The following is a 22,441-nucleotide window of genomic DNA, read 5'->3' on the forward strand; positions in this document are numbered from 1 at the left end:
CGGAAATAAGACACTTTGTGATCTCTCTCGCATCCGATTACTTTTTGTAGAAATATGATGAAGTTACTTCACTTATTTATGGATGAAATCACATGGATCCCTTGCACGCCGTTTACCTGACCGTAGGACTGTTCGTGATGACTTTTTTTAATCCGGGAGCCAATCTTTTTGTGGTGGTGCAAACCAGCCTGGCTTCCGGTCGACGCGCAGGAGTGCTGACCGGGTTGGGCGTGGCACTGGGCGATGCGTTTTATTCCGGGTTGGGTTTGTATGGTCTTGCGACACTCATTACGCAGTGTGAGGAGATTTTTTCGCTTATTAGAATCGTCGGCGGCGCTTATCTCTTATGGTTTGCGTGGTGCAGCATGCGCCGCCAGTCAACACCGCAAATAAGCACACTACAACAACCGATTAGCGCCCCCTGGTATGTCTTTTTTCGCCGTGGATTAATTACCGATCTCTCTAATCCACAGACCGTTTTATTTTTTATCAGTATTTTCTCAGTAACGTTAAATGCTGAAACACCAACTTGGGCACGTTTAATGGCCTGGGCGGGAATTGTGTTCGCATCAATTATCTGGCGAGTCTTTCTTAGTCAGGCGTTTTCTTTGCCCGCTGTGCGTCGTGCTTATGGGCGTATGCAACGCGTTGCCAGTCGGGTTATTGGTGCAATTATTGGTGTATTCGCGCTACGCCTGATTTACGAAGGAGTAACGCAGCGGTGAGCAGATAATTTACTCTCTACGTAATCAACCTGATTTGCCGAATCCCGCTCATCGGCGATGATACCCCCCGTAATGCGTGGTCCTTATTTCCGATAAGTTTACTTGAGTCTTTAGCTTCCCATTTCAGCCCACTCTCCCCTGTGTGGGCTTTTTTCATTTGTCTGCTTCAGTGAGTAGCTGGCAATGCTCCATCCACTCTGCAAGGATGATAATAAGAGGATCTGATTCAGAAGAGTTTTGAAAAATTGGACCGCCATCGAGGCCTCGAACCCCGTACCATACAACAATCCTGGTTGTCGTCTGCTCTTCCTGATGAGCTAATGGCGGTTTTTGATATGAGCCTTACAGCATATTTTCTGTCAGGCTTGAGTGCGATGCGTAAGATACAGAAAAGACCCCACACAAACATGATGGAATTATGATTTTTTTCATATGAATGTCAACCAACACATTCATAAAACACTCGCACAAGTTCACTTTTTAAGCAACATGACGCCGATCACAACAAAATATCGGCGAAAAAGGAGGGTAAATGCCATTTGACGTAGAGATAAGCAGATGAAATGATTACCCGCTTTGCGATTCACTCTCTGATGGAATAACAAATTGGAGATGGAAAAGTTTCTAAACTAAAGAGTGTAGCGTATTTTAACGTGCTTATTTACAGGATAATATTTGTCACCTAATTCCTGCACTCTATTAGATACCCATTGATTTAATCGTGCATCATCTCTGTATGTTTTCACGTTCAGAACGGAGAGCAATAACATCACTAGCGATTCAGGAAAAACAGGGTAAATATTTTTTAAGTGCAATAATAATTCATACGCAAGCGCCTGCTTAATAGGTGCGTCTGCATCCGGAATGCGCGACATTTCGCGAAGCCATTTTTCTACATGCTCACATTCGTTCCCTTCGCGGAAAAGTCTCAACAAAGGCATATGGTGCTCAAGAAGAATGCATTTGCAATCTGTTCGTACTGAATCGATAAACTGCACTAATTTCTTAAGTCCGGTGAAGCGTCCGGCATGGATATTCTCTTTAATATCAAGAAACACGTCATCCTGATCATATACCCAAACGGTCCCTTTTTGATTTTCAAGTATCCGAAAAACAAACTTAATCGGGTAATCAGGGTAATCCACCCAGTCATAAACTCCAGGGAAATCATTAAACTGCACATTTATGGTAAGCGCATTGTCGGCTGCCCACTCGCAATCTCGTACGGCAGCCATGAGATAAATGAGTTTATCATCATCGACTAAATCATCACGACAATCATAAGGATAATCATAGTATTGTTTAATCAAAACCTTGAATATATCGACACAAGAAACCAGTGTACTTCTGATATCTTCAGGTAACTGATTGTTTTTAAACGTATTGTGTACGCTTTGTTTCGTATATAGCAACAAATTATTGTGCGGCGCTTTTAATGGTATCATTGCGATCTCTCTTAAATAAAAATAAACGTCGCAGATAATAAAGCCCTGATTAAACCAGGCACTATCAGAAATCGCTCATAACTAATATATGCAGCATTGTGTACTGGAGGGAATTAATTTAACAATTTGAATTTACGTTATAGATTTTACTGCTACTTTGATAGTATTTCGCCCTTCTTAACTAAAAAGTTAAGTGGAGGGCGAAATTAATATGTTAAATCATAGAGCATTTATTATTTTTTTCAGTCTGTTAGTGTGCGATTATCGATAACAAAACGATATTTCACATCACCACGTAGCATTCGCTCATAGGCTTCATTAATTTGATCGGCCCGAATCATCTCTATATCAGCCACGATGCCATGTTCGGCGCAAAAATCGAGCATCTCCTGTGTTTCTGGAATGCCGCCAATCATAGAACCGGCTATCGCACGGCGTTTCATGATCAGGTTGAAAACTTCCGGCGATTTATGCGGTGTCGCAGGCGCACCAACCAGGGTCATGGTGCCATCGCGCTTCAGCAAGGTGGTAAAATCATCGAGATTATGTGGCGCAGCTACGGTATTCAAAATGAAATCGAAACTCTTCACATGAGCCGCCATCTCATCGGCATTGCGCGAGTTAACAACTTCATCGGCCCCAAGGGCTTTTGCCGCTTCGCGTTTTGACTCAGACGTGGTAAATGCCACCACATGCGCCCCCATCGCGTGGGCCAGCTTTATCCCCATATGCCCCAGACCGCCAATGCCAACCACGCCCACTTTTTTACCCGGCCCGGCCTGCCAGTGACGCAGCGGCGAGTACGTGGTGATCCCTGCACACAATAAAGGCGCCACCGCCGCCAGTTGCGCTTGCGGGTGACGAATACGCAGAACATATCGCTCGTGAACGACAATCTGTTGTGAGTAGCCGCCCAGCGTATGGCCCGGTTCGTCCGGCGTCGGCGAGTTATAGGTGCCGGTCATGTGATCACAGTAGTTTTCCAGCCCGTCTTCACACTCTTCGCAATGTTTACAACTGTCGACAATGCAGCCGACACCGACCAGATCGCCCGGCGCATATTTTTCTACCTGATCACCAACGGCTACCACGCGCCCTACAATTTCATGGCCCGGCACGCAGGGATAAACCGTCCCCGCCCACTCGGAACGGACCTGGTGGATATCGGAATGGCACACGCCACAGTAAGCGATTTCAATTTTGACATCATGCGGTCCCGGTTCACGCCGGGTAATATCCATCGGTTCCAGCGGTTGTTTAGCGGAATATGCACCAACAGCTTTGATCTTCATTGTGTTTACTCCTGATTAGCTATATGTATTTGGCGATGACTGAAATGCCATCGCAGCAAAACGCGTCCATTGAATATAGCCAATATTTAAACCACCCGATCCAGCCCCAACATGCCGCGAGCCTGAATGAAACAGAGCAGCAACGTTCCCCATAAGGCCATCGTCAGGTAGGGGCTTATCCCGAGAATATTGAAGCCGCTTTCAATAATTTGCAGAAGAAACAGCGCCAGCACCATACCAATTATCCTCCCGCTGCCGCCGTCCGGATTAACCCCGCCGAGTACTGCCGCGAGGATTGACACCAGCAAGTACGATTCGCCATAAGAGGCCTTAGCCGAGTTGAGTTTCGACATCATCAAAAATGCCGCTACCGCACAAAGCAAGGCGGAAATGACATACACCCATATCAGCACCCGACGCGTGTTAATACCGGAGTAAAGTGTTGCTCGTTCGTTAGAACCAATCAGATAAATGGATTTACCGAGCGGCGTTTTCTCGAGCAATATCCACAGCCCCAGCGCCACTGCGGTAAACAACCACATCGGTAGCGGAATACCGAACCACTGTGCATGATTCAACCACAGCACCCATGAGGGATAATTGGCAATGGCGCTACCGCCTGTCACCAGAATATTTACCCCTTTGAGCAACGTCATCATCCCAAGCGTTGCAAGAATTGGCGACACTCGAATACCGGCAATCAATACGCCATTACATAAACCAATTATCACCGCCGCACCAGCGCCCGCCAGCAGCGTAGCGACAACCGTAGTAATACCCGGCGGATACTGAGTCGCCACCCACGCCATCACCAGTGAACAGGCGTTAGCGGTAGCAATAATTGACAAGTTAATGCCGCCACAAAGCATGGTCACCGCCATAGCCAACGCCAGAATGCCCAGCACGGGCATTTGCGAAGCGACAGACTGGAAGTTACTTATCGACCAGAAAATCTCCGGCATAGTAATGCTGAACGCGGCAACAGTTAGCACCAGCAGGCCGATCAAATAAAACTCAACGTTATTACGCCACGATTTTTTCATAGCAGACTCCGGTTCTGATGCTGACTCCACGCCGTGGCGCTAATGCTGGCAACGATGATGATGCCTGTGATCAATGTTTGCCAGTAAGACGAGACTCCCAATAAATTTAGCCCGTTTTGCATCACTGCCAACAACACCACGCCGAGCAAAGTACCGGTTAACGTGCCGCGCCCGCCGAGCAAACTAGTGCCGCCAAGCACCACCGCAGCCAGTACTGTCAGCTCATAACCCAGAAGAGAATCGGGGGCGACAGTCATCACCGTCCACGACTGCACTACACCCGCAGCACCAGACATCAATCCCATATAGCCGTAAACGAAAAGTTGCAGTTTCAGCACGCTAAAGCCGATGCGACTGGCTGATTCACGGTTCCCGCCAAGGGCATAAATTTTGCGCCCTACACTGGTGAAATTCATGATAAACGCTGTCAGCAGCACCACCGTAATCATGGCGATCAGCGGCAGACCAAGGCCATAGTCATAGCCGTCAACATCGGTGTACTTGAACAACATTACCCCCTGCTCAAACCACGGCGGAAAGTCGTACAGCCACACACCTTTACTCAACCATAACAGCAGGCCATAGAAAATATTCAGCGTCGAAATGGTGATGATGATAGAAGGCACCCGTAGGCGATTAACCAGTAAGGCGTTTATTAAGCCAAGTAAAATGCCGATGCCGCCCGCCAGGGCAAACGCGACAGCAAAGTTGCCACCCATTTTTTGTAGCAACAGCACCATGCCGTATTGCGCAATGATGGTCATTGCTGGAAACGAAATATCAATTCCACCGGAAATTAACACCACAAACAAACCACAGGCGAGAATAGTCAACATGGCATAGTTATTGGCGAGATCGTACAAATTACCGAATGTCAGAAACTCGTCGCTGCGCCAGGCAAGGCCGACAAACAGCCCCACAATCAGTAATGCCAGCCAGAATTCATGGCGTTTTTTCAGTTCAGCCATTTACCACCTCCGCAATCCTGGCCTGAGAACTGCTGTCAGGCAGGAAGCTATGGGTGATCTGACCTTTTTGCATTACCAAAATCCGGTGGCTTTGATACCACGCTTCTTCAATTTCATCGCAGATCATCAATACCGCAATGCCATGAGCCGCCAGATCGCTGATAATGCCGTATATTCCTGCTTTGTTGGCGATATCAACACCGACAGTCGGGCTATCGAGAATCAACAGTCGTGGCCCAATCGCCAGCCATTTGGCGATCGATACTCGCTGCGCGTTACCCCCGGAAAGCGTATTCACCGGGAGATGTGGGTCAGAGACTTTGATGGTCAATGCCTTAATTAGCCTGTCCACCAGGTCACGCACTTTAGCTTCACTCAGAAAGCCGAAGCGATCTTTTACCTTGTGAAAAACAGTGCTAATGATGTTGTCTTCAATAGATTGCGCCATCACCAAACCGCGCGACATGCGATCTTCCGAAACATAACCAATACCGTGGCGGATGGCGTCCTGGTTACTATGCAGTGTAACCGGCTGACCGTTGATGAGGATCTCACCAGCATCCGGTCGGGTCATACCAAACAGACTCAGACATAATTCCGTGCGCCCCGCACCAAGCAGGCCAACAATCGACACCACTTCGCCCGCTTCCACCCGCAAGTTAATATTTTGATATTCCCCATGACGACTTAAATTACGCACCTCCAGCACTGGGTTGCTGGATTTTCCCTGCCACAACTCTCGCACCTGATATTCAAACTCCTGGCCGGTCATCAGGAAACCGAGTTGTTTTGTGGTCATCTCTGCAGCCGGAAAGGTCCCGACCAGCTCACCATCTTTCAACACTGAAATACGGTCGGAAACTTCCATCACCTCTTCCAGACGATGACTGACGAAGACCACGCAGATCCCGCGTTCCCGCAATTGATGCACCACCTGTAATAACCCTTGCACTTCCTGATGGGTCAGCGAAGCGGTTGGTTCATCCATCACGATCAACCGTGCGTCCTGCGCCAGTGCACGGCAAATTGCCACCAGCTGACAGCGGGCAATTGAAAGCTCAGAAACGAGCGTATCCAGTGGCAATGTGACGTTAATACTGGTCATTGCCGCCTGCGCCACCTCACGCAGACGACGTCGGTTAACAAACAGACCGTGGTGATAGTGATTCACGGCGATATTCTCCCAGACACTCAGGTTAGGAAATAAAGAGAGGTCCTGATAAATCACCTGAATCCCCTGCGCCACCGAAGCGGCGGGTGTCAGCTTTGACCAGTTTTTCCCACCAAGCGTAATTTCCGCCCCCTCATCCGGGCGATAAACACCGGACATAATTTTAATCAACGTCGATTTACCACAGCCGTTTTGCCCGGCAAGGCAGTGCACCTCACCCGACATAAAGTCGAGAGAAACATCGCGCAGCGCTCGCGTGGCATGAAACGTTTTGTTGATATGACGAAGGGAAAGGAAGGTTTCCATAGCATCCCCTGGCAATAAGAATCGGGGCTTTCGCCCCGAAGAAATGGATTAATAAAGTGAGTCAATATTGTCTTTGTTGACCAGTAATACCTTATGGAAACGGATAATTCGCTTATCCATATCTACGTCGGCCTTACCGAGATTCTCCATTTCTAATCCAGGTTTGATCTCTTCACCCTTCAGCAACGTGCTGGCGACGGCCGCGAGTGCGTAACCTGCAGAGGCCGGATCGTAAGTAATCCCTTCGGTGATATCACCACTTTTAATCAGTGATGCCGCCTGTGAAGGGATCATCATGCCATAGACTGCGACTTTATTTTTCGCCCGTTTCTCTTTCACCGCACGTCCCGCGCCAATCGGACCGTTTGAACCAAAGGAGACAACCGCTTTCAAGTCAGGATAGGTTTTCATCAGGTCCAGTGTGGTACGACGTGAGTCATCCACACTCTCGGCAACCGGCATGCGGCGGGTAACTTCATGCATATCCGGGTAATGCTCTTTCTGGTATTTCACCAGCAAGTCAGCCCATAAGTTATGCTGCGGCACGGTCAAACTACCCACGTAAATCACATAGCCGCCCTTGCCACCCATGCGTTTCGCCATATGTTCAACATATTCAGCGGCAAATTTTTCGTTATCAATGATTTCGATATCCCAGTTAGCACTTGGCTGACCGGGGGATTCGTTGGTCAGAACCACAATTCCGGCATCTCGCGCTTTTTTGAATACCGGTTCCAGCACGTTGGCATCGTTTGGTACGATAGTAATTGCATTAACCTTACGGGCGATTAAATCCTCAATGATTTTAACCTGTTGCGGAGCATCAGTACTTGAAGGCCCCACCTGTGACGCATTAACACCAAAGGCTTTACCCGCCTCGACCACACCTTCGCCCATGCGATTAAACCACGGCATACCATCGACTTTAGAGATATTCACCACGACTTTTTCCGCTGCCTGGAGCGGCGAGGAAATTAGCGCAGCGCCTAATAACAGCGAAGACACCATATTGATAACAAAACGTTTATTCATCATTTCAGCCTCATTGCAGGGTAGTCAGGAAGTGTTCGCCCAAATTAGCGCGCTGGAGAGAATAAGAATTTTTGAATATTTTTATGCAGAATAAACAGCCCTATTTCAGGCAGCTATTAAAAATTTGGTTATAAATATGGACAAAATGGGCAGCAACAATAAGTGTGACATTCATCACGTAAAAAATAGTAAAACAAACACAATTAACGATATTTTATGTTTGTGAGTTTATTTCATGCGGATAGAGAGTTATCTACACAACGTCAATGAGGGCATATTCTTCAAAAATAACGTCCATTTCGGGTGAATAGCTTCCCTCTTCCTGGAAAAAACGACGGTGTTCATTGCGCCAATATTCAAGACTAAGATCACCTTCACCTTCCTTGCGGGCAATCTCTTCGGTGACATCAGAAAAGCGCAGTAAATGCAGGCCAATCACTCTGATAACACATACAGGCTCACCACGGCTATTTTCTACAATCTTATACTCACCAATCATCGGAAATGCGTTGTCTTCAATACATCCCGCCAGCGAACCACAGGAAGCTGTTTTAACACCAGTCGCAATCAACGTTGCGAGGTGATCGGCCAACGCTGCTGAATCGCCAAAAGTACAAAAGGAAGCATGGGGATATTTTTGTGAGATTTTTTCTTTTATGGTCATGAGAATATTTTCGCGATTACGGAAAAAAATCACATCTTAATTACTGTTGATAACCATCAGCAAGAGGATCATTGGTTTTTCTATGTTTAATCTTTTTATCCGAAGCAGGTCACATTTATGGCTTGATAAATACCTTTGTTAAAACTCACTTTTGTGTATTTCTCTCAAATAATCCCCTGGAAATTATGCCGGGAGATTATAAAGTTCAGGATCATTCATTAACAAACCATTCCCGCCCCACTCCCTGGGGCTTAAATCTCTTACTATTCACCGTTGCAGGCGTTTCAAATTCGTATCAACCTGCCACACTCCCCCACACCAGTTGCCCTTTATGGAACGTTGCGGTTCTCGGCGAGATACGCGCCACCGCCTCGGCGGAACAGGAGGCGTCCACCAGCACAAAGCTGGCGTCATCCTGCGCTTTGGGCCAGACGCGCTCGCCTTTTTCGTTGAGCGGCAATACATCGCCAGTGGCTAAAAACAGCGAACGGGAGAGGTTCTGTTCGTTAGGGCGAATATAGAGCTGCGCGTACAGATTGGCTTTTTCCAGCATGTCGCCCAAGCCGTAAGGCGACCAGTGGTCAATAACGCTGTCAGTGCCAGTCATTACTTTTACGCCTTTGTCGTGCAGTTGTCTAAGCGGCATATGCAGCGTGCCAATCGGTACCGTCGAGGCGATCGAGATTTGCTGCGCCGCCATCCGGTTCGCCAGTTCATCTACCTGTTGCTCGTTGAGGGTAGCCAGCGCAAAGGCGTGGCTGATGGTCAGCTTGCCTTTTAGCTGCGGCGTTTTCTCCACTGTTTCAACCATATAATTGATGGCCGCCACGCCCGCCGGAGTGGTTTCGTGCAGGTGAATATCGACGCCTTTGTCGTAGTCCAGCGCAATCTGGAACATGGTGTCGAGAGATTTTTCCATCGCGCCATCAACACTGGTCGGGTCCAGCCCGCCGACGTAATGCGCGCCTGCCTGCATTGCTTCACGCATCAAGGGTTCCGATTTCGACAGCAGCAAACCGTGCTGCGGGAAGGCGACGATTTCACACTCGAAGCCCGCCTGACGTCGCGCCAGCACCGCCTGCAAATTTTGCAGATTTTTCAGGCCGGAAACCGGTTCGATATTGCAGTGGCTACGGGCAATGGTGGTGCCTTTCGACTGCAATAGTTCGATCAGTTTTTCCGCCCGCTCCTGCGTGTACGGTTGTAACTCCGGCAGCATTTTCTGCTCGAGTTTGATCATGTCCTGGATGGTGGTGCCTGCCGGGCGATTGAGCGAGCGCCACGGCCCGCCGTAAAAGGTTTTGTCGAGATGAATATGCATGTCGCGGGTGGTGGGCAGCATCAGCTTACCGCCAGCGTCATAGTGCGGCAGCGTGGCGTCCGGATGCTGCTTGTTCTCATGTAGCGCAACAATTTTACCGTCCTGAATCTCCACGGTCTGGCGCGCCGTGCGGGTCTGCACCGCCATGCCATTTTCATAGTCAAAACCGGTTTCCAGCAGCACGTTATCGAGATAGTAATGCGGGTCAGTGATTTTCATGGTGTTGTTCGCGTCGCAGTGGGTGGTGCCTGGGACTACCGCATGGGCGAGCGGCACAGAGGTACCAAACAGCGCGGCGGCGGTGACCATCTTACCGCTCTGGCTCAAAAACTCACGACGGCTATTGTTTTCTTTCATCTTACGTCCTTACGTTTTAATAATATGGGTGCCCGTTTCGCCACGCAGCGCCGCGGGCAGGCATTCCGGCGTGGTGATAATCACTTCTTTACCGCCCTGTTCCAGGAACGTCAGGCTGGCGATGATTTTTGGCAACATGCTGCCTGGCGGGAAATGCCCTTCCTGCATATAGCGCGTCATGGTGGCAATATCCACCCGATCCAGCGCCTGCTGCTGCGGTTTGCCAAAATGAATACACACTTTTTCGACGCCAGTGGTGATCACCAGAATGTCGGCGTGAATTTCACGGGCCAATAGCGCGGTAGAGAGATCTTTGTCGATAACCGCGTCCACGCTTTGGTAATCCCCCGCTTCACTGCACACCACCGGAATTCCACCGCCGCCCGCGCCAATTACCACAAAGCCTTGTTGGATCAGCGCCTTAATGGCAGGTGCTTCGACAATACGTTTCGGTTCCGGCGAGGCGACCACGCGGCGATAGCCGCGTCCGGCATCTTCAACAAAACGCCAGTCAGGGTTAGTCTTTTGTAATTCGTCACGCTGGCTGTCACTAAAGAATGCGCCAATGGGCTTGGTGGGATGGGCAAACCCCGGATCGTTTTTATCCACTTCCACCTGAGTCACCACGGTGACGGCTTTTTTCTCGCCGTGACGCGCCAGCCGGTTATTCAGCGCCTGTTGGATCAAGTAGCCGATGCCGCCCTGCGTATCCGCCACACAGTTCGCCAGCGGCGTTAAGGGCAGCCCTTCGCGCTCGTGGGCAATCTCCGCACGGCGTAAATCCAGCCCGACCTGCGGCCCGTTGCCGTGGGTCAGCACAATGTCGTAATCGGAAGCCAGCATTTCCAGCACCGTATCGGCGACGGCTTTCACCTCCTCCGCCTGATGCTCAATCGACTGGCTGGCGTTATCTTTGATAATGCTGTTGCCACCAATGGCAACGACCACAAGCTCTTTCATATTGTTATGTCCGCTACAGAGGGTGATGAGGTTATGAAAGTGAGGTTGCCCCTCTCCCCAGAAGGGAGAAGGGATCGTAAAGTGCACTTTGCAGGTCAGACGCCGTAACGTTCGCACCAGCCAAGAATGGCTTTTTCGAAGCAGGCGAATGGTGGATGCACAATGCCCGCGCCAATCATGCCGACGCCCGCATCTTTATGGGCAATGGCGGTGTTGATCACCGGCAGAATGCCACTGCTACCCACGCGGGTGATGTCGATTGCCGTCGGCACACCCATAAAACCGAGCAGCGGAATGGTCACGTTGGGGTTTTCGCCGAGAGTGATTTCGCACATCTGACGGGAGAAATCGATAGCCTCTTCCACCGTACCGCCCACCAGCGCGACGATTGCAGGCGCGGTCGCCATAGCAAATCCACCAATGCCGTAGGTTTCGGTGATGGCGCTGTCGCCAATATCCAGCCCCGAATCTTCCGGCTTATAACCGGCAAACATCGGGCCGATGACCTGTTGCGCCGGGCCGGTAAACCACTGCCCCGGCAGGCCGCTGACTCGCAGGCCGAACTCGACACCGTTACGCGCCATGGTGGTCACCACGGTGCTGTATTCAATGCCGTGCGCCGCATCCATCGCTGCTTTACACATTGCCATCCACGTCGGGCCGGAGAAGTAATCGCTGCTGGCGACAAACTCAAACACTTCGCGCTGTTGCTCGACGGAATAACCCGCCTGAATAATCCCCGGCGTCAGCGCCTGAATCAGCAGCGTCGTCCCGGCGTTATTGCGGTTATGGCATTCATCGCCCATATGCAGCGCCTGCGCCAGCATCAAGCGCAGATCAATCTCACCGAGAATTTTCATCGCGTCACGCAGCATTGGCCCCTGCACATCGCGCATCCAGTTGAGGCGGTCAATCACGCTCTGATCGTTGGCGCCCATACGCAAAATCTTCGCCATCTGCTCGCTCATGTTGGTATAAGCGATGTTGCCGTAGGTTTTATTTTTCACGATGTGCATAAACATCGAGGCAGAGGTGACGCCCGCCATCGATCCCACACAGTCGTGTTCGTGGCACGGCGAGAAAGTGATCTCCCCGGAAGCCGCCAGTTCAGCCGCCTCGTCAAGATCTTTCGCCAGCCCTTCGAACACCAGCGCCCCGGTGACCGCGCCTTTCATCGCGCCGCACATTTTTTCCCAGGTAACCGGCGGCCCGGCGTGAAGAATGGTTTTCGCCGTCATGCCTGGCACCACGTTAATCGCCTGATCAAAGCCAATCAGTACCGGATGCGACTGGATAATGCGTTCCAGCGCCTGCTGGTTAGCGGCGGCGATTTTGTCTGCCAGCGGTGAATCGGCAATGTTGTCCAGCGCCTGCACCACCTGCATATTGCCCTGCCCCGGCGGCGTCCAGTCGAGTTGGGTCACTTCTACATACTGCTTTTTCAGGTCATCGCTAAACATGGCGATGCCGACGTTAATAACGTTCAACGGTTGGCTAAACAGTGACTGGCTCATCAGGCTTCCTCCCCTTTGCAGATAAATTCACGCGCCAGCAATCCAGTATTGGTGCTACTGCTCGCCAGAATCACTCCGGCATCAAGCAGCATCTGGCTTTGTTGTTCTAATGATGGCGTATCAAGATCGGTACCCAGCACATAGGCGAGAATGATCAACTCGCGTCCTTCGGCAGCGGCGATCGCTTTCGCCTCTTTGATCGCCTCGATGGTGGAACCGACCGGATCTTCATGCGATCCAAATCCGAGCACAAAATCCATCACGATCACCGCCACTTCTGGATCGCGCGCTTCTTCGATCAAGCGACTGATGCGATTGGTGGGGTCAATCATTGGATGCGGCTTGCCGTTGGTGAAGTCGTCATCACCAAAGTCGAGGAAGGTGTGTTTGATGCTGCGGTTGATATCTTGCAGGCGGAATTCAGGATCGGGCTGGATGTTGCTGTAGACATCGCCGTGTTTTTCCATCACCGCGAACATGGTTTCGTCACACAGCGTGCCGCCGCAGAACAGGCCACGAATGTATTTCTGCTGCGGTTGCAGGCGAGCGCGCACGTCAGCAATCAACGGCTGGTTCAGCGTATGCAGCTCGAGATGTTCCTGTTTCACGCCGGAGAGCATCACCGCTTTCAATGCCGCCTCTTTACTGCCGCGGGCAAACTGTAGCCCCTGCTCATCCACTGGCGTTTCGCCACGACCGAGGAAGCAGACTACCACCGGCTTGCGGCAGGCACGTGCGCGTTCCAGCACTTTGCGGGCCACCGCAGGCGCAGGCGGTTTGGAGATAAGTACAATGATTTCAGTTTGCGGATCGTTTTCCAGCATCCCGATAGCGTCGAGCATCATCAGGCCGCCGATTTTCTCGCTCAGGTCGCGCCCGCCGGTGCCAATCAGTTGCGAAACGCCGCCGCCAAATTCATGAATACGGACGCTCAGTTCCTGGCTACCGGTGCCGGATGCGCCAACAATACCGATGTTGCCGCGACGCACAGCGTTACCAAAGCAGAGCGCCGCGCCGTTGATAATCGCCGTGCCGCAGTCTGGCCCCATCATCAGCAGCCCTTTTTCGTGGGCCAGTTGCTTGAGCGCCAGTTCATCTTCAACTGAGACATTATCGGAAAACAGCATCACGTTAAGATCGTTTTGCAGCGCCTGACGCGCTTCGCGAGCGGCAAACAGACCGTTAACCGAAATCACTGCCAGGTTACTTTCCGGGATATGCTTTTTGGCGCTGGCAATAGTGGCATAACGCGCCTCGTGCGAGCCGCTTTGCGCTTTGCTGTTGAACAGTTCTTCAATCTCCACCAGCAACTGCTCGTTGTCTGCGCCCGCTTTGCCGTTGATGACAATCATAAGGTCGCCGTTTTTCGCCTGCTCCAGCTCCGGCGTCAGCAGCCCTAAATTCTTCAGCACGCCTTTGTTCATTTCGGTCGCCATCGCCACAAATGCCTGCTCGACGCCGTCGAGTTTATTTGCACGCGTGGAGATAGACATCAGCGAGACAGAATCAAAATAGGTATTCGGTTTAATGACTATTTTAACTGACATAATTCCCTCCGTAGGTTTGGCTCAGCGCACAACCATCGGCCATGCCATACAGCATGTCGCAGCCGGAACTGGAGCCAATATGTTTAATTTTTTCTATTGCCTGAGTTGCGTTCCCAGGTATGTCATAAATAATGTTATGAATAAAACGATGAATATTTTCCCGGCAGCGTTGTTGTAATGCGGCTTCCAGCGTTATGGCACTTAATAACGTGGTATTATTTCTGCCGCGTTGCAGACCGAGATAAAATTCCTCTTTGTATTTTTCCGCCGGATGCCCGGGAATAAATAAAATAAGCGCCAGACCTGTTAAATAATCGTCGGCTGATGGCGTAAGGCCAATCCCTAACCCCATCATACTGACGACCGCTGAGGCGATATTTTGTTTATCGTTTACTGCCTGAATAACTGCCCGTCGTTTAATATGTAATTCTTTATTTAACGCCTGATAAAACGGATTATCGCCGCGATAATTAAACAGGGTTTCATTTTCCCCCAGGTGCTGATGAATAATGTCATGCCACTGTTGCCAGGCGATAAGGTGAAAATTTTCAGCGGTCATTTGCAAAGCTGGGGACAGCCAACGCTGGCAATGACTCATCTCTATATGAAGATGTTGACCAACCGTAATCCCTTGATCATCAAACTGAACCTTATCACCATGATGAAACAGACCATTAAAGTGAGTGAGTGCCAACCGACAACTGTTTGGCGCATTGTCGTACTCTTCACAAAGCAGCGTCAGCAACTGCTGGCGGGCCGGAAGTGCGATATTTACCGCTCTGGCAAAGACCTGTTCAACCTGTCCTTGCCCCCGCTGCGCCAGAAAATCAGCATCCGCAGTTAGCGCCCACACACACCGTCTTTCTGGTGTGTTGATAGCAAACCTCCCGGTTTATGCACCTGCGGCAATCAGTAACTGCGCAATCTCTTCAAAGCCTCGTTCCCGCGCCAGTTCCAACGGCGTTTTGCCATATTTATCCGTCATGTGCGGGCTGGCACCGTGTTCCAGCAATAACTGGACAATCGCCTGCTGTTTAATCCCGCCATCGTTAAGCACAATCGCTTCCAGGAGTGGGGTCCAGCCAACATGGTTGGTCTGGTTAACGTTAATATCCGTATGCGCCAAAAGCTCTTTCACAATACTTAAATGGCCTTTTTCACAGGCAGGCGTCAGGCCGACACCGCCGAAACGGGTTACACAATTAAGGTCTGGTTTAGCCGGTAAAATAATTCGTAACAGGGTTAAATCGCCGGTCAGGCAGCTAATTAAAAAAGGATTTGAACATATCTGATCTTGCTTATTAATATCCGCTCCGGCATCAATTAATGCCTGAACGCAAGCATATTGCTGATATAAACTTGCCAGCGTAATTGCCGTTTTCCCCTGACGATCGCAGGTATTAATATCGACACCCAGCGCAAGGCAGGTTTTTACTTTATCGATATCACCCTGTTGCGCAGCCAATAAATAGTCGGCAGGTAGATTTTTTATAGTCATTCACATTCCCCTGGTTTTTGTGGCTGTTTTTCGATGAATTGAGAATAGCAACGATAATCTGATAAAAGAACCCGCTTAAATTTAATTCGCCGTATTTCGCCTTTTTGTTGAATGATGTTCAACAATCTTTTCGCAGTGTGCGGTAGTGCAATATTTGTTTCTTTGACCCGATACCCTTTCACTCAATCAGGTTTTATTTCTCTATAGTCTGCACATGTAAGAGTAGCTTTCGTCCATGTCTAACCAGAGGGGAACAAGATGAACGGACTCACGGCAACGGGTGTCACCGTCGGTATTTGTGCAGGGCTTTGGCAGTTAGTGTCTTCACATGTCGGGCTCTCTCAGGGATGGGAATTATTAGGAACCATTGGCTTCGTCGCCTTTTGCAGTTTTTATGCCGCAGGCGGCGGTAAATCGGGGTTTATCAGAAGCCTGGCGGTTAATTATTCCGGGATGGTGTGGGCGTTTTTCGCCGCGCTGGCTGCCGGTTGGCTGGCCTCGGTGAGTGGGATTTCCGGCTTCTGGGCGAGCGTGATTATGACTGTACCCTTCTCGGCGGTGGTGGTCTGGCAAGGACGTTTCGGTTTACTGTCTTTTATTCCCGGAGGCTTTCTCGGCATGACGCTATTTTTTGCCAGCGGGATGAACTGGACGGTGACATTACTGGGTTTTCTGGCGGGTAACTGCGTGGGGATAATTTCAGAATATGGCGGACAAAAATTAAGCGAAGCGACGACTAAACGCGACGGGTATTAAAAGTTATTCAAAAATGATTATCTATCTTTAACCGATACCTCTACAGTCATAGCTGGAGAAATTCATAGTAGATAATGGCGGGAATGGTTTAATGAACTCAATTTTTACCGAAGAGAATCTGTTGGCATTTACTACCGCTGCGCGTTTTGGCAGCTTCAGTAAAGCCGCAGAAGAGTTGGGTTTAACCACTTCCGCCATTAGCTACACCATCAAGCGAATGGAAACAGGGCTGGATGTGGTGCTGTTCACTCGCAGTACCCGCAGCATTGAGTTAACCGAGTCCGGGCGTTATTTTTTCCGAAAAGCTACCGACCTGCTGAATGATTTTCACGCCATCAAACGCAGCATCGATACTATTTCGCAGGGCATAGAAGCGCGTGTGCGTATTTGTATTAATCAGCTGCTTTATACGCCCAAACACACCGCACGCTTATTACAGGTACTGAAAAAGCAATTTCCAACCTGCCAGATTACCGTCACCACCGAAGTGTATAACGGCGTCTGGGATGCGATTATTAATAATCAGGCAAATATCGCCATCGGCGCTCCCGACACGCTGCTGGACGGTGGCGGCATTGATTACACTGAAATTGGCACAATTCGCTGGGCTTTTGCTATCGCCCCGGATCACCCGTTAGCCTTTGTGCCGGAACCCATCGCCGAAAGCCAACTGCGTCTCTATCCTAATATCATGGTGGAAGACACCGCGCATACGATTAATAAAAAAGTGGGCTGGTTGCTGCATGGGCAGGAGTCAATTCTGGTACCGGATTTCAACACCAAATGTCAGTGCCAGATTTTAGGTGAAGGGATTGGTTTTTTGCCGGATTACATGGTCCGCGAGGCGATGGCGCAATCCCTGCTGGTCACCCGACAAATCCATAACCCGCGCCAGGATTCGCGCATGTTACTGGCGACCCAGCACTCTGCCACCGGTCAGGTGACGCAGTGGATTAAAAAACAATTTTCGCCAAATGGCATATTAACGGGGATCTATCAGGATTTACTGCATCGGGAGAATTAATCGCTGCCAACCTCCCGATGCGCTGTGAATAGCGGTTTACATCAACCACCTGCTTTCATTACCCATTCAGAGATAAATTTATTACCCGGTACTGGCGGAGAGTACAAATAGCCCTGCAAAAAGTGAACGCCTTTGCCGATCATTAAATCCGCCTGCTCCTGAGTTTCTACCCCTTCCGCCACGATACTCAGACCAGGCTTACGCGCCAGTTCGACAATATTGTCCACAATATGACCGGAGATTTCGTCAACACTCGCCATTTGCACAAACGACTTGTCAATTTTAATAAAATCGACCGGAAACGCCTGCAGATAACGATAGGTCGCATAACCCGTACCAAAGTCATCCAGCGCAAAGGTAATGTTGTGCTGATGAAGGCTGTCAAATATCGCTCTGGCTTCTGGCGTTACCGGAATGGGGTTGCGTTCCGTTAGCTCAAGAACCAGCTTGATTTTATCGTTACCTAATTTCTTGACCAGGTTCAGACACTCTTTTTCAAATCCTGCGGCCAAAAAACATCCTGCCGAGACGTTGATTCCAATATGGAAATTATCCGGCAGCAAATGTTTTACTGGCATCAGAATATCCGCAGTCTGTTTCATCAGCTGGCGAGTCATTATGACAATAAGACCGGATGACTCCGCCAGAGGAATAAACTGATCCGGTGGGATAATTCCCGTTTGCGGATGTTCCCAGCGAACAAGCACTTCACAGCCCGTCAGTACCCCTGTCTGCGCGCAGAAAACGGGCTGGATCCACGGTTTGAATTCGTGATTTTCCAACGCCAGACTGATGGCTTCAGGCGTGACGATATGGTGATAGTGATTATCATTAATATATTTGTGACTATTATTACCCGTGGCGGATATGATCTCCGGATTGTACTGAAAGAAAATATCCCTCCAGAAAGTAATATCGCTCTGAATCCCCAGTTTCTCAAAGAGCTGTTTCTTTTGATGTGAAATGGTCTTTGCACTGCGATTTCTGTACTGTGATATTTCTGTTACAGACATTCCCTGCATCAGCAGCTTGAGTAGCAGTCGTTCTTTCTCGGATACGCTACCAGGCAATGACAAATGAACCGTTGTACCGAACTCTTGCAGAAAAACACGAAAATCACATGAATTCATGAACACACCTTTTATCTTTTATCGCTGTTCAGTATGAGTGATTACCTGTGGATTCCTGAGCACACATAAGGGGTAACCATAAACATTAGCGATGCCATACGTATAACATCCCACATCACTATCAAGAAGATTATCTTTACCTCTGATGCTCGCTCAAAAACAGTTACGCTAAATACCTTAAAAAGGTAATCACAAGTCAAACTCAGGAGATAATCACGCAAGAATGCAATATTAAAATTCAGATACTCATTTTTGGTAATAAAGAAGTAGTTGGACTATTTCGATATTTATAATTTCCCACTACGTATTGACGCCCATTCATGAGTAAAGGCGCATTATATGAATTTAACAATCCAGATCAACTGAAAATACCTCAACCTCATAAACACATAGCGTCAACATTCAATGACATATTGAGTAAAGATGTTGGTTATGCATACACGTCATTACTCTATGCCAATCCCTTAACAACCTGCCTTTTAAGACTGAATCCATTCAGCAATAGATAGCCAATATTATAACAATGACAATAAAAACAATATTTAAAACAATCAATAAAATATCAGACACAGACAATTAAACCTTAAACAACAAACAGTTACATTGATTTTAGTTGATTTGCGCTACGCGTTCCCCATGAATAAAGCGTCATTTCAAATTAGCACCAATATTTACATTAAATAAGACTAAGCTTATTGAACATTCACAACAGTCCAAACGTAGTGTTTGGGCTTCAATAGTTCTTTTCTTTTTTATTATCTGTTGCCTGGCAATCATCAATCGATACTAAGGGCTTAACTGTACAGATATAACGTATCAAGAGGTAAGAGAAACCGCGCCATATGCAGACATGGCGCGGTTTTATGCAATAACAATCACGCGTCCGGGAACATCACGCTATGGCCCGGCGCTTCACGATGGAGATGGATAAAGTTAAGGTGCCGCTCGTACTGATCGAGAATATCGGTGATCACCTGCTCTTTGCTGTAGTCCATCAGGTCGTTGCCCTGGCTGCCTTCTAACAGGAAGGTTTCCAGCCGGTAGTAGGTCGATTTACCGCTACGTGCGCGGTAGGTAAAGCCCGGCACCGAATATTGCTGCGGCCAAATCTGATAGACAAAGTTTTGCTCTTCGCCCATATGCACCAACAAATCCAGATGCCCCAACTGTTGTCCCTCTTCCGGCGGCAGGCTTTTTAGCTCCACGTACGCGCCGCGCAACCGCAGCTCCTGCGCCACTTCTTCCATTGCCGGATAACAGACGGTTTCCATCATCTGTTTGGTGTAACGCGTTCCTGGGTAGTTCATCAGGCGCGAGAGACGCTTTTTCCAGCTCAGGCGATCCTGAAGCCCCAGCGGTCGCGGTGCGGTATCACGGTTGGCACTTTCACGGCGGTAATCTTCTACCTTCAGAGATTTATACAATCCCGCCATCACGAAGAAAATCACAAAGCTGAACGGCAGCCCCATGATTACCGTGGTGTTTTGCAGCGCGGATATCCCGTTGGTCATCAGCATGCCAAGCGTCAGCAGACCAATCGCCACCGACCAGAAGACGCGCAGCCAGCCGGGGGCGTCGCTGTTGATATCTTTAAGCTGCGAGGTGAAATTCCCCAGCACCAGCGCGCCGGAGTCCGCCGAGGTCACATAAAACAGCAGGCCAGTAATGGTGGCAACCGAGGCGCTAAAGGTAAATGCCGGATATTGCGCCAGCAGGCTGTAGAAGCCGCGCTCCGGATGGACCATCGCTTCCTCGGCAAATGCCGCGCCGCCGTGGATGATTTCATACAACGCGCTATTGCCGAACACCGAGAGCCATAACAGCGTGAAGGTAAACGGAATAATCAACGTCCCCAGTACGAACTGGCGAATGGTGCGTCCACGCGAGATACGCGCCAGGAACAGGCCGACAAACGGCGACCAGGCTACCCACCATGCCCAGAAAAAGAGCGTCCAGTTATTCATCCACTCAACCGGGCGGTCAAAGGCGAAACTGTTGAGCGTCATGCCCATAAAGCGGTTAACGTAATCGCCAACGTTCAGCACCAGCGCATTAAGCAGGAACGAGGTGTCGCCCATAAACAGCACGAACAGGATCAACCCCAGCGCCAGTGCGACATTGAGTTCAGACAATACGCGAATGCCTTTGTCGACACCGGAAGTCACCGAGATAGTCGCGATGATTACCGACAGCGCGATCAGCGCCGCTTTCGCCGCCATTGAATCCGGGATATCAAACAGTACGCTCAGGCCATAGTTAAGCTGCACCACGCCAATGCCGAGCGTGGTGGCAATCCCGAAGATGGTGCCGATCACCGCTGCAATATCCACCGAGTGACCAATCGGCCCGTTGATCCGTTTACCGAAAATCGGATACAGCGCCGAGCGGATCGTGAGCGGCAAATTATAACGATAGCTGAAGTATCCGAGCGCCATGCCCATCAGCGCATACATCGACCAGCCGGTTAAGCCGTAGTGAAACAGCGTCCAGACCATCGCCTGACGCGCCGCTTCCATCGTCTGCCCTGCCCCTTCCGGCGGCTGCATATACTGCGTGACCGGCTCAGCAACGGAGAAGAACATCAGATCAATACCAATCCCGGCAGCGAACAGCATCGCCGCCCAGCTCAGTAGACTGAATTCCGGTTTGGATTGTTCAGGCCCGAGCTTCACCGAACCAAAACGCGAACAAGCGATGCAGACCACAAAGACAATATAGAGCGTTGCCGCCAGCAGATAGTACCAACCGAAGGTTTTAGAAACCCAGTCCAGCGTGCGGCCAATCCACAGGGCTGAGAAGTCGCGAAACAGGATCGTTGTCAGGGAAAACAACAAAATCAGTCCGGCGGAGGTGTAAAACACCACCGGATTGATTTTGTCCTTTTCCCTGCTGTGCGAAAGGTCTGTCATCCAGTATCCCCACTGTTATTGTTACCATTTAAAATCAAATTAGTAACAATTAAGACACATTTTATATTGAACGTCCAATCAATAACGGCTTTAATAGATTAACAACGCTGATGAATGGAGTGGCAAAAATGCCCAAATTGGGGATGCAGTCGATCCGGCGCAGACAACTGATCGACGCCACGCTGGAAGCAATAAATGAAGTAGGTATGCACGATGCGACGATCGCGCAGATCGCCCGCCGGGCGGGCGTTTCCACCGGGATCATTAGCCACTATTTCAAAGATAAAAATGGTCTGCTGGAAGCAACCATGCGTGATATCACCAGCCAGCTGCGTGACGCGGTCTTGAACCGCTTACACGCGCTACCGGATGGCAGCCCTGAGCAGCGATTACAGGCGATTGTTGACGGAAATTTCGATGAGACTCAGGTCAGTAATGCTGCGATGAAAGCCTGGCTGGCGTTTTGGGCCAGCAGTATGCATCAGCCGATGCTTTACCGTTTGCAGCAGGTGAGCAGCCGCCGATTGTTGTCGAATCTGGTGAGCGAATTTCACCGCGAGTTACCGCGCAAAGAGGCACAGGAGGCAGGTTATGGCCTGGCCGCGCTGATTGACGGTTTATGGCTGCGCGCGGCATTGAGTGGTAAACCGCTGAATAAATCTCTCGCACACTCGCTCACCCGCCACTTTATCACTCAGCATTTACCCACCGATTAACCGAGGAGACGTGATGTCCCGAATGGCAGAACAACAGCTTTATATAAATGGAGGTTATACCTC

General features: G+C 49.8%; 20 protein-coding genes and 1 pseudogene. 4 read left to right on the forward strand and 17 right to left on the reverse strand.

Features of this window, described 5'->3' with window-relative positions; all coding sequences use genetic code 11:
• Positions 1 to 92 precede the first annotated feature (92 nt).
• Complete coding sequence (locus AACU19_RS11385) at positions 93 to 725, forward strand: LysE family transporter (RefSeq protein ID WP_000371335.1); 633 nt, start codon at positions 93 to 95, stop codon at positions 723 to 725.
• Between the two features lie 16 nt (positions 726 to 741).
• Here AACU19_RS11385 and AACU19_RS11390 read toward each other — a convergent pair.
• From AACU19_RS11390 to AACU19_RS11455, 15 genes and pseudogenes are all read right to left on the reverse strand, one after another.
• A pseudogene (locus tag AACU19_RS11390) lies at positions 742 to 982 on the reverse strand (hypothetical protein).
• Positions 952 to 1,134: a hypothetical protein gene (locus tag AACU19_RS23725; RefSeq protein ID WP_437438054.1), complete on the reverse strand. Its 183-nt coding sequence runs from the start codon at positions 1,132 to 1,134 to the stop codon at positions 952 to 954. The pseudogene AACU19_RS11390 and the gene AACU19_RS23725 overlap by 31 nt, the downstream one beginning before the upstream one ends.
• 220 nt (positions 1,135 to 1,354) lie before the next feature.
• Positions 1,355 to 2,170, reverse strand: a complete 816-nt coding sequence (locus AACU19_RS11395; protein WP_105278259.1) for a hypothetical protein — start codon at positions 2,168 to 2,170, stop codon at positions 1,355 to 1,357.
• A 242-nt stretch (positions 2,171 to 2,412) separates the two neighbouring features.
• Entirely contained in the window at positions 2,413 to 3,462 is a 1,050-nt protein-coding gene (yahK, locus tag AACU19_RS11400) for an NADPH-dependent aldehyde reductase YahK (protein ID WP_039021048.1), read from the reverse strand.
• An 86-nt stretch (positions 3,463 to 3,548) separates the two neighbouring features.
• Positions 3,549 to 4,505, reverse strand: coding sequence for an ABC transporter permease (locus AACU19_RS11405; protein ID WP_032302512.1), 957 nt, complete (start codon positions 4,503 to 4,505; stop codon positions 3,549 to 3,551).
• Positions 4,502 to 5,473, reverse strand: coding sequence for an ABC transporter permease (locus AACU19_RS11410; protein WP_000818891.1), 972 nt, complete (start codon positions 5,471 to 5,473; stop codon positions 4,502 to 4,504). The genes AACU19_RS11405 and AACU19_RS11410 overlap by 4 nt, the downstream gene beginning before the upstream one ends.
• The gene (locus tag AACU19_RS11415) at positions 5,466 to 6,950 is read right to left on the reverse strand and encodes a sugar ABC transporter ATP-binding protein (RefSeq protein WP_123057627.1); all 1,485 of its coding nucleotides are present in this window, start codon (positions 6,948 to 6,950) and stop codon (positions 5,466 to 5,468) included. Before AACU19_RS11415 ends, AACU19_RS11410 begins: the two co-directional genes overlap by 8 nt.
• Positions 6,951 to 6,998: 48 nt before the next feature.
• A complete protein-coding gene (locus AACU19_RS11420; RefSeq protein WP_001042116.1) occupies positions 6,999 to 7,982 on the reverse strand; it encodes an autoinducer 2 ABC transporter substrate-binding protein in 984 nt (327 codons plus the stop codon).
• A gap of 253 nt (positions 7,983 to 8,235) precedes the next feature.
• Positions 8,236 to 8,646: an ASCH domain-containing protein gene (locus AACU19_RS11425; RefSeq protein WP_123057629.1), complete on the reverse strand. Its 411-nt coding sequence runs from the start codon at positions 8,644 to 8,646 to the stop codon at positions 8,236 to 8,238.
• 295 nt (positions 8,647 to 8,941) lie between these two features.
• Positions 8,942 to 10,324, reverse strand: coding sequence for an amidohydrolase family protein (locus AACU19_RS11430; protein WP_105278261.1), 1,383 nt, complete (start codon positions 10,322 to 10,324; stop codon positions 8,942 to 8,944).
• Between the two features lie 9 nt (positions 10,325 to 10,333).
• On the reverse strand, positions 10,334 to 11,284 hold the full coding sequence (locus AACU19_RS11435; RefSeq protein ID WP_105278262.1) for a carbamate kinase family protein: 951 nt from the start codon (positions 11,282 to 11,284) through the stop codon (positions 10,334 to 10,336).
• Between the two features lie 95 nt (positions 11,285 to 11,379).
• Complete coding sequence (locus AACU19_RS11440; RefSeq protein ID WP_105278263.1) at positions 11,380 to 12,798, reverse strand: YlbE family protein; 1,419 nt, start codon at positions 12,796 to 12,798, stop codon at positions 11,380 to 11,382.
• Positions 12,798 to 14,345 (reverse strand): acyl-CoA synthetase FdrA, encoded by a 1,548-nt coding sequence (gene fdrA, locus AACU19_RS11445; protein ID WP_105278264.1) that lies wholly within the window; start codon positions 14,343 to 14,345, stop codon positions 12,798 to 12,800. Before fdrA ends, AACU19_RS11440 begins: the two co-directional genes overlap by 1 nt.
• Positions 14,335 to 15,198, reverse strand: a complete 864-nt coding sequence (locus AACU19_RS11450) for a DUF2877 domain-containing protein (protein WP_105278265.1) — start codon at positions 15,196 to 15,198, stop codon at positions 14,335 to 14,337. The genes fdrA and AACU19_RS11450 overlap by 11 nt, the downstream gene beginning before the upstream one ends.
• Positions 15,199 to 15,237: 39 nt before the next feature.
• On the reverse strand, positions 15,238 to 15,843 hold the full coding sequence (locus AACU19_RS11455; RefSeq protein WP_105278266.1) for an ankyrin repeat domain-containing protein: 606 nt from the start codon (positions 15,841 to 15,843) through the stop codon (positions 15,238 to 15,240).
• Positions 15,844 to 16,101: 258 nt separating this feature from the next.
• On the opposite strand from AACU19_RS11455, the gene AACU19_RS11460 reads away from it, so the two are divergent.
• Together AACU19_RS11460 and AACU19_RS11465 are read left to right on the forward strand one after the other, a co-directional pair.
• Complete coding sequence (locus AACU19_RS11460) at positions 16,102 to 16,599, forward strand: DUF1097 domain-containing protein (RefSeq protein WP_039021042.1); 498 nt, start codon at positions 16,102 to 16,104, stop codon at positions 16,597 to 16,599.
• 91 nt (positions 16,600 to 16,690) lie between these two features.
• Complete coding sequence (locus AACU19_RS11465) at positions 16,691 to 17,623, forward strand: LysR substrate-binding domain-containing protein (protein WP_105278267.1); 933 nt, start codon at positions 16,691 to 16,693, stop codon at positions 17,621 to 17,623.
• 41 nt (positions 17,624 to 17,664) lie between these two features.
• Here the strand turns inward: AACU19_RS11465 and pdeL are convergent, their stop codons facing one another.
• On the reverse strand, positions 17,665 to 18,753 hold the full coding sequence (gene pdeL, locus AACU19_RS11470; RefSeq protein ID WP_001305451.1) for a DNA-binding transcriptional activator/c-di-GMP phosphodiesterase PdeL: 1,089 nt from the start codon (positions 18,751 to 18,753) through the stop codon (positions 17,665 to 17,667).
• Between the two features lie 875 nt (positions 18,754 to 19,628).
• Entirely contained in the window at positions 19,629 to 21,662 is a 2,034-nt protein-coding gene (gene betT, locus AACU19_RS11475) for a choline BCCT transporter BetT (protein ID WP_039021040.1), read from the reverse strand.
• Positions 21,663 to 21,790: 128 nt separating this feature from the next.
• Between betT and betI the strand changes: the two genes are divergently transcribed.
• On the forward strand, positions 21,791 to 22,378 hold the full coding sequence (betI, locus tag AACU19_RS11480; RefSeq protein WP_001353423.1) for a transcriptional regulator BetI: 588 nt from the start codon (positions 21,791 to 21,793) through the stop codon (positions 22,376 to 22,378).
• The last annotated feature ends 63 nt before the right edge of the window (positions 22,379 to 22,441 follow it).

It is taken from the genome of Escherichia sp. MOD1-EC4550 (genome assembly GCF_963876935.1).
GTDB lineage: Bacteria > Pseudomonadota > Gammaproteobacteria > Enterobacterales > Enterobacteriaceae > Escherichia > Escherichia coli_F.

What these genes read in the sequence shown, in the direction of transcription:
- AACU19_RS11385 (WP_000371335.1), top strand. Translation starts at nt 93, where the DNA reads ATGGATCCCTTGCACGCCGTTTACCTGACCGTAGGACTGTTCGTGATG.
- AACU19_RS23725 (WP_437438054.1), bottom strand. Translation starts at nt 1,134, where the DNA reads ATGTTTGTGTGGGGTCTTTTCTGTATCTTACGCATCGCACTCAAGCCT.
- AACU19_RS11395 (WP_105278259.1), bottom strand. Translation starts at nt 2,170, where the DNA reads ATGATACCATTAAAAGCGCCGCACAATAATTTGTTGCTATATACGAAA.
- yahK (WP_039021048.1), bottom strand. Translation starts at nt 3,462, where the DNA reads ATGAAGATCAAAGCTGTTGGTGCATATTCCGCTAAACAACCGCTGGAA.
- AACU19_RS11405 (WP_032302512.1), bottom strand. Translation starts at nt 4,505, where the DNA reads ATGAAAAAATCGTGGCGTAATAACGTTGAGTTTTATTTGATCGGCCTG.
- AACU19_RS11410 (WP_000818891.1), bottom strand. Translation starts at nt 5,473, where the DNA reads ATGGCTGAACTGAAAAAACGCCATGAATTCTGGCTGGCATTACTGATT.
- AACU19_RS11415 (WP_123057627.1), bottom strand. Translation starts at nt 6,950, where the DNA reads ATGGAAACCTTCCTTTCCCTTCGTCATATCAACAAAACGTTTCATGCC.
- AACU19_RS11420 (WP_001042116.1), bottom strand. Translation starts at nt 7,982, where the DNA reads ATGAATAAACGTTTTGTTATCAATATGGTGTCTTCGCTGTTATTAGGC.
- AACU19_RS11425 (WP_123057629.1), bottom strand. Translation starts at nt 8,646, where the DNA reads ATGACCATAAAAGAAAAAATCTCACAAAAATATCCCCATGCTTCCTTT.
- AACU19_RS11430 (WP_105278261.1), bottom strand. Translation starts at nt 10,324, where the DNA reads ATGAAAGAAAACAATAGCCGTCGTGAGTTTTTGAGCCAGAGCGGTAAG.
- AACU19_RS11435 (WP_105278262.1), bottom strand. Translation starts at nt 11,284, where the DNA reads ATGAAAGAGCTTGTGGTCGTTGCCATTGGTGGCAACAGCATTATCAAA.
- AACU19_RS11440 (WP_105278263.1), bottom strand. Translation starts at nt 12,798, where the DNA reads ATGAGCCAGTCACTGTTTAGCCAACCGTTGAACGTTATTAACGTCGGC.
- fdrA (WP_105278264.1), bottom strand. Translation starts at nt 14,345, where the DNA reads ATGTCAGTTAAAATAGTCATTAAACCGAATACCTATTTTGATTCTGTC.
- AACU19_RS11455 (WP_105278266.1), bottom strand. Translation starts at nt 15,843, where the DNA reads ATGACTATAAAAAATCTACCTGCCGACTATTTATTGGCTGCGCAACAG.
- AACU19_RS11460 (WP_039021042.1), top strand. Translation starts at nt 16,102, where the DNA reads ATGAACGGACTCACGGCAACGGGTGTCACCGTCGGTATTTGTGCAGGG.
- AACU19_RS11465 (WP_105278267.1), top strand. Translation starts at nt 16,691, where the DNA reads ATGAACTCAATTTTTACCGAAGAGAATCTGTTGGCATTTACTACCGCT.
- pdeL (WP_001305451.1), bottom strand. Translation starts at nt 18,753, where the DNA reads ATGAATTCATGTGATTTTCGTGTTTTTCTGCAAGAGTTCGGTACAACG.
- betT (WP_039021040.1), bottom strand. Translation starts at nt 21,662, where the DNA reads ATGACAGACCTTTCGCACAGCAGGGAAAAGGACAAAATCAATCCGGTG.
- betI (WP_001353423.1), top strand. Translation starts at nt 21,791, where the DNA reads ATGCCCAAATTGGGGATGCAGTCGATCCGGCGCAGACAACTGATCGAC.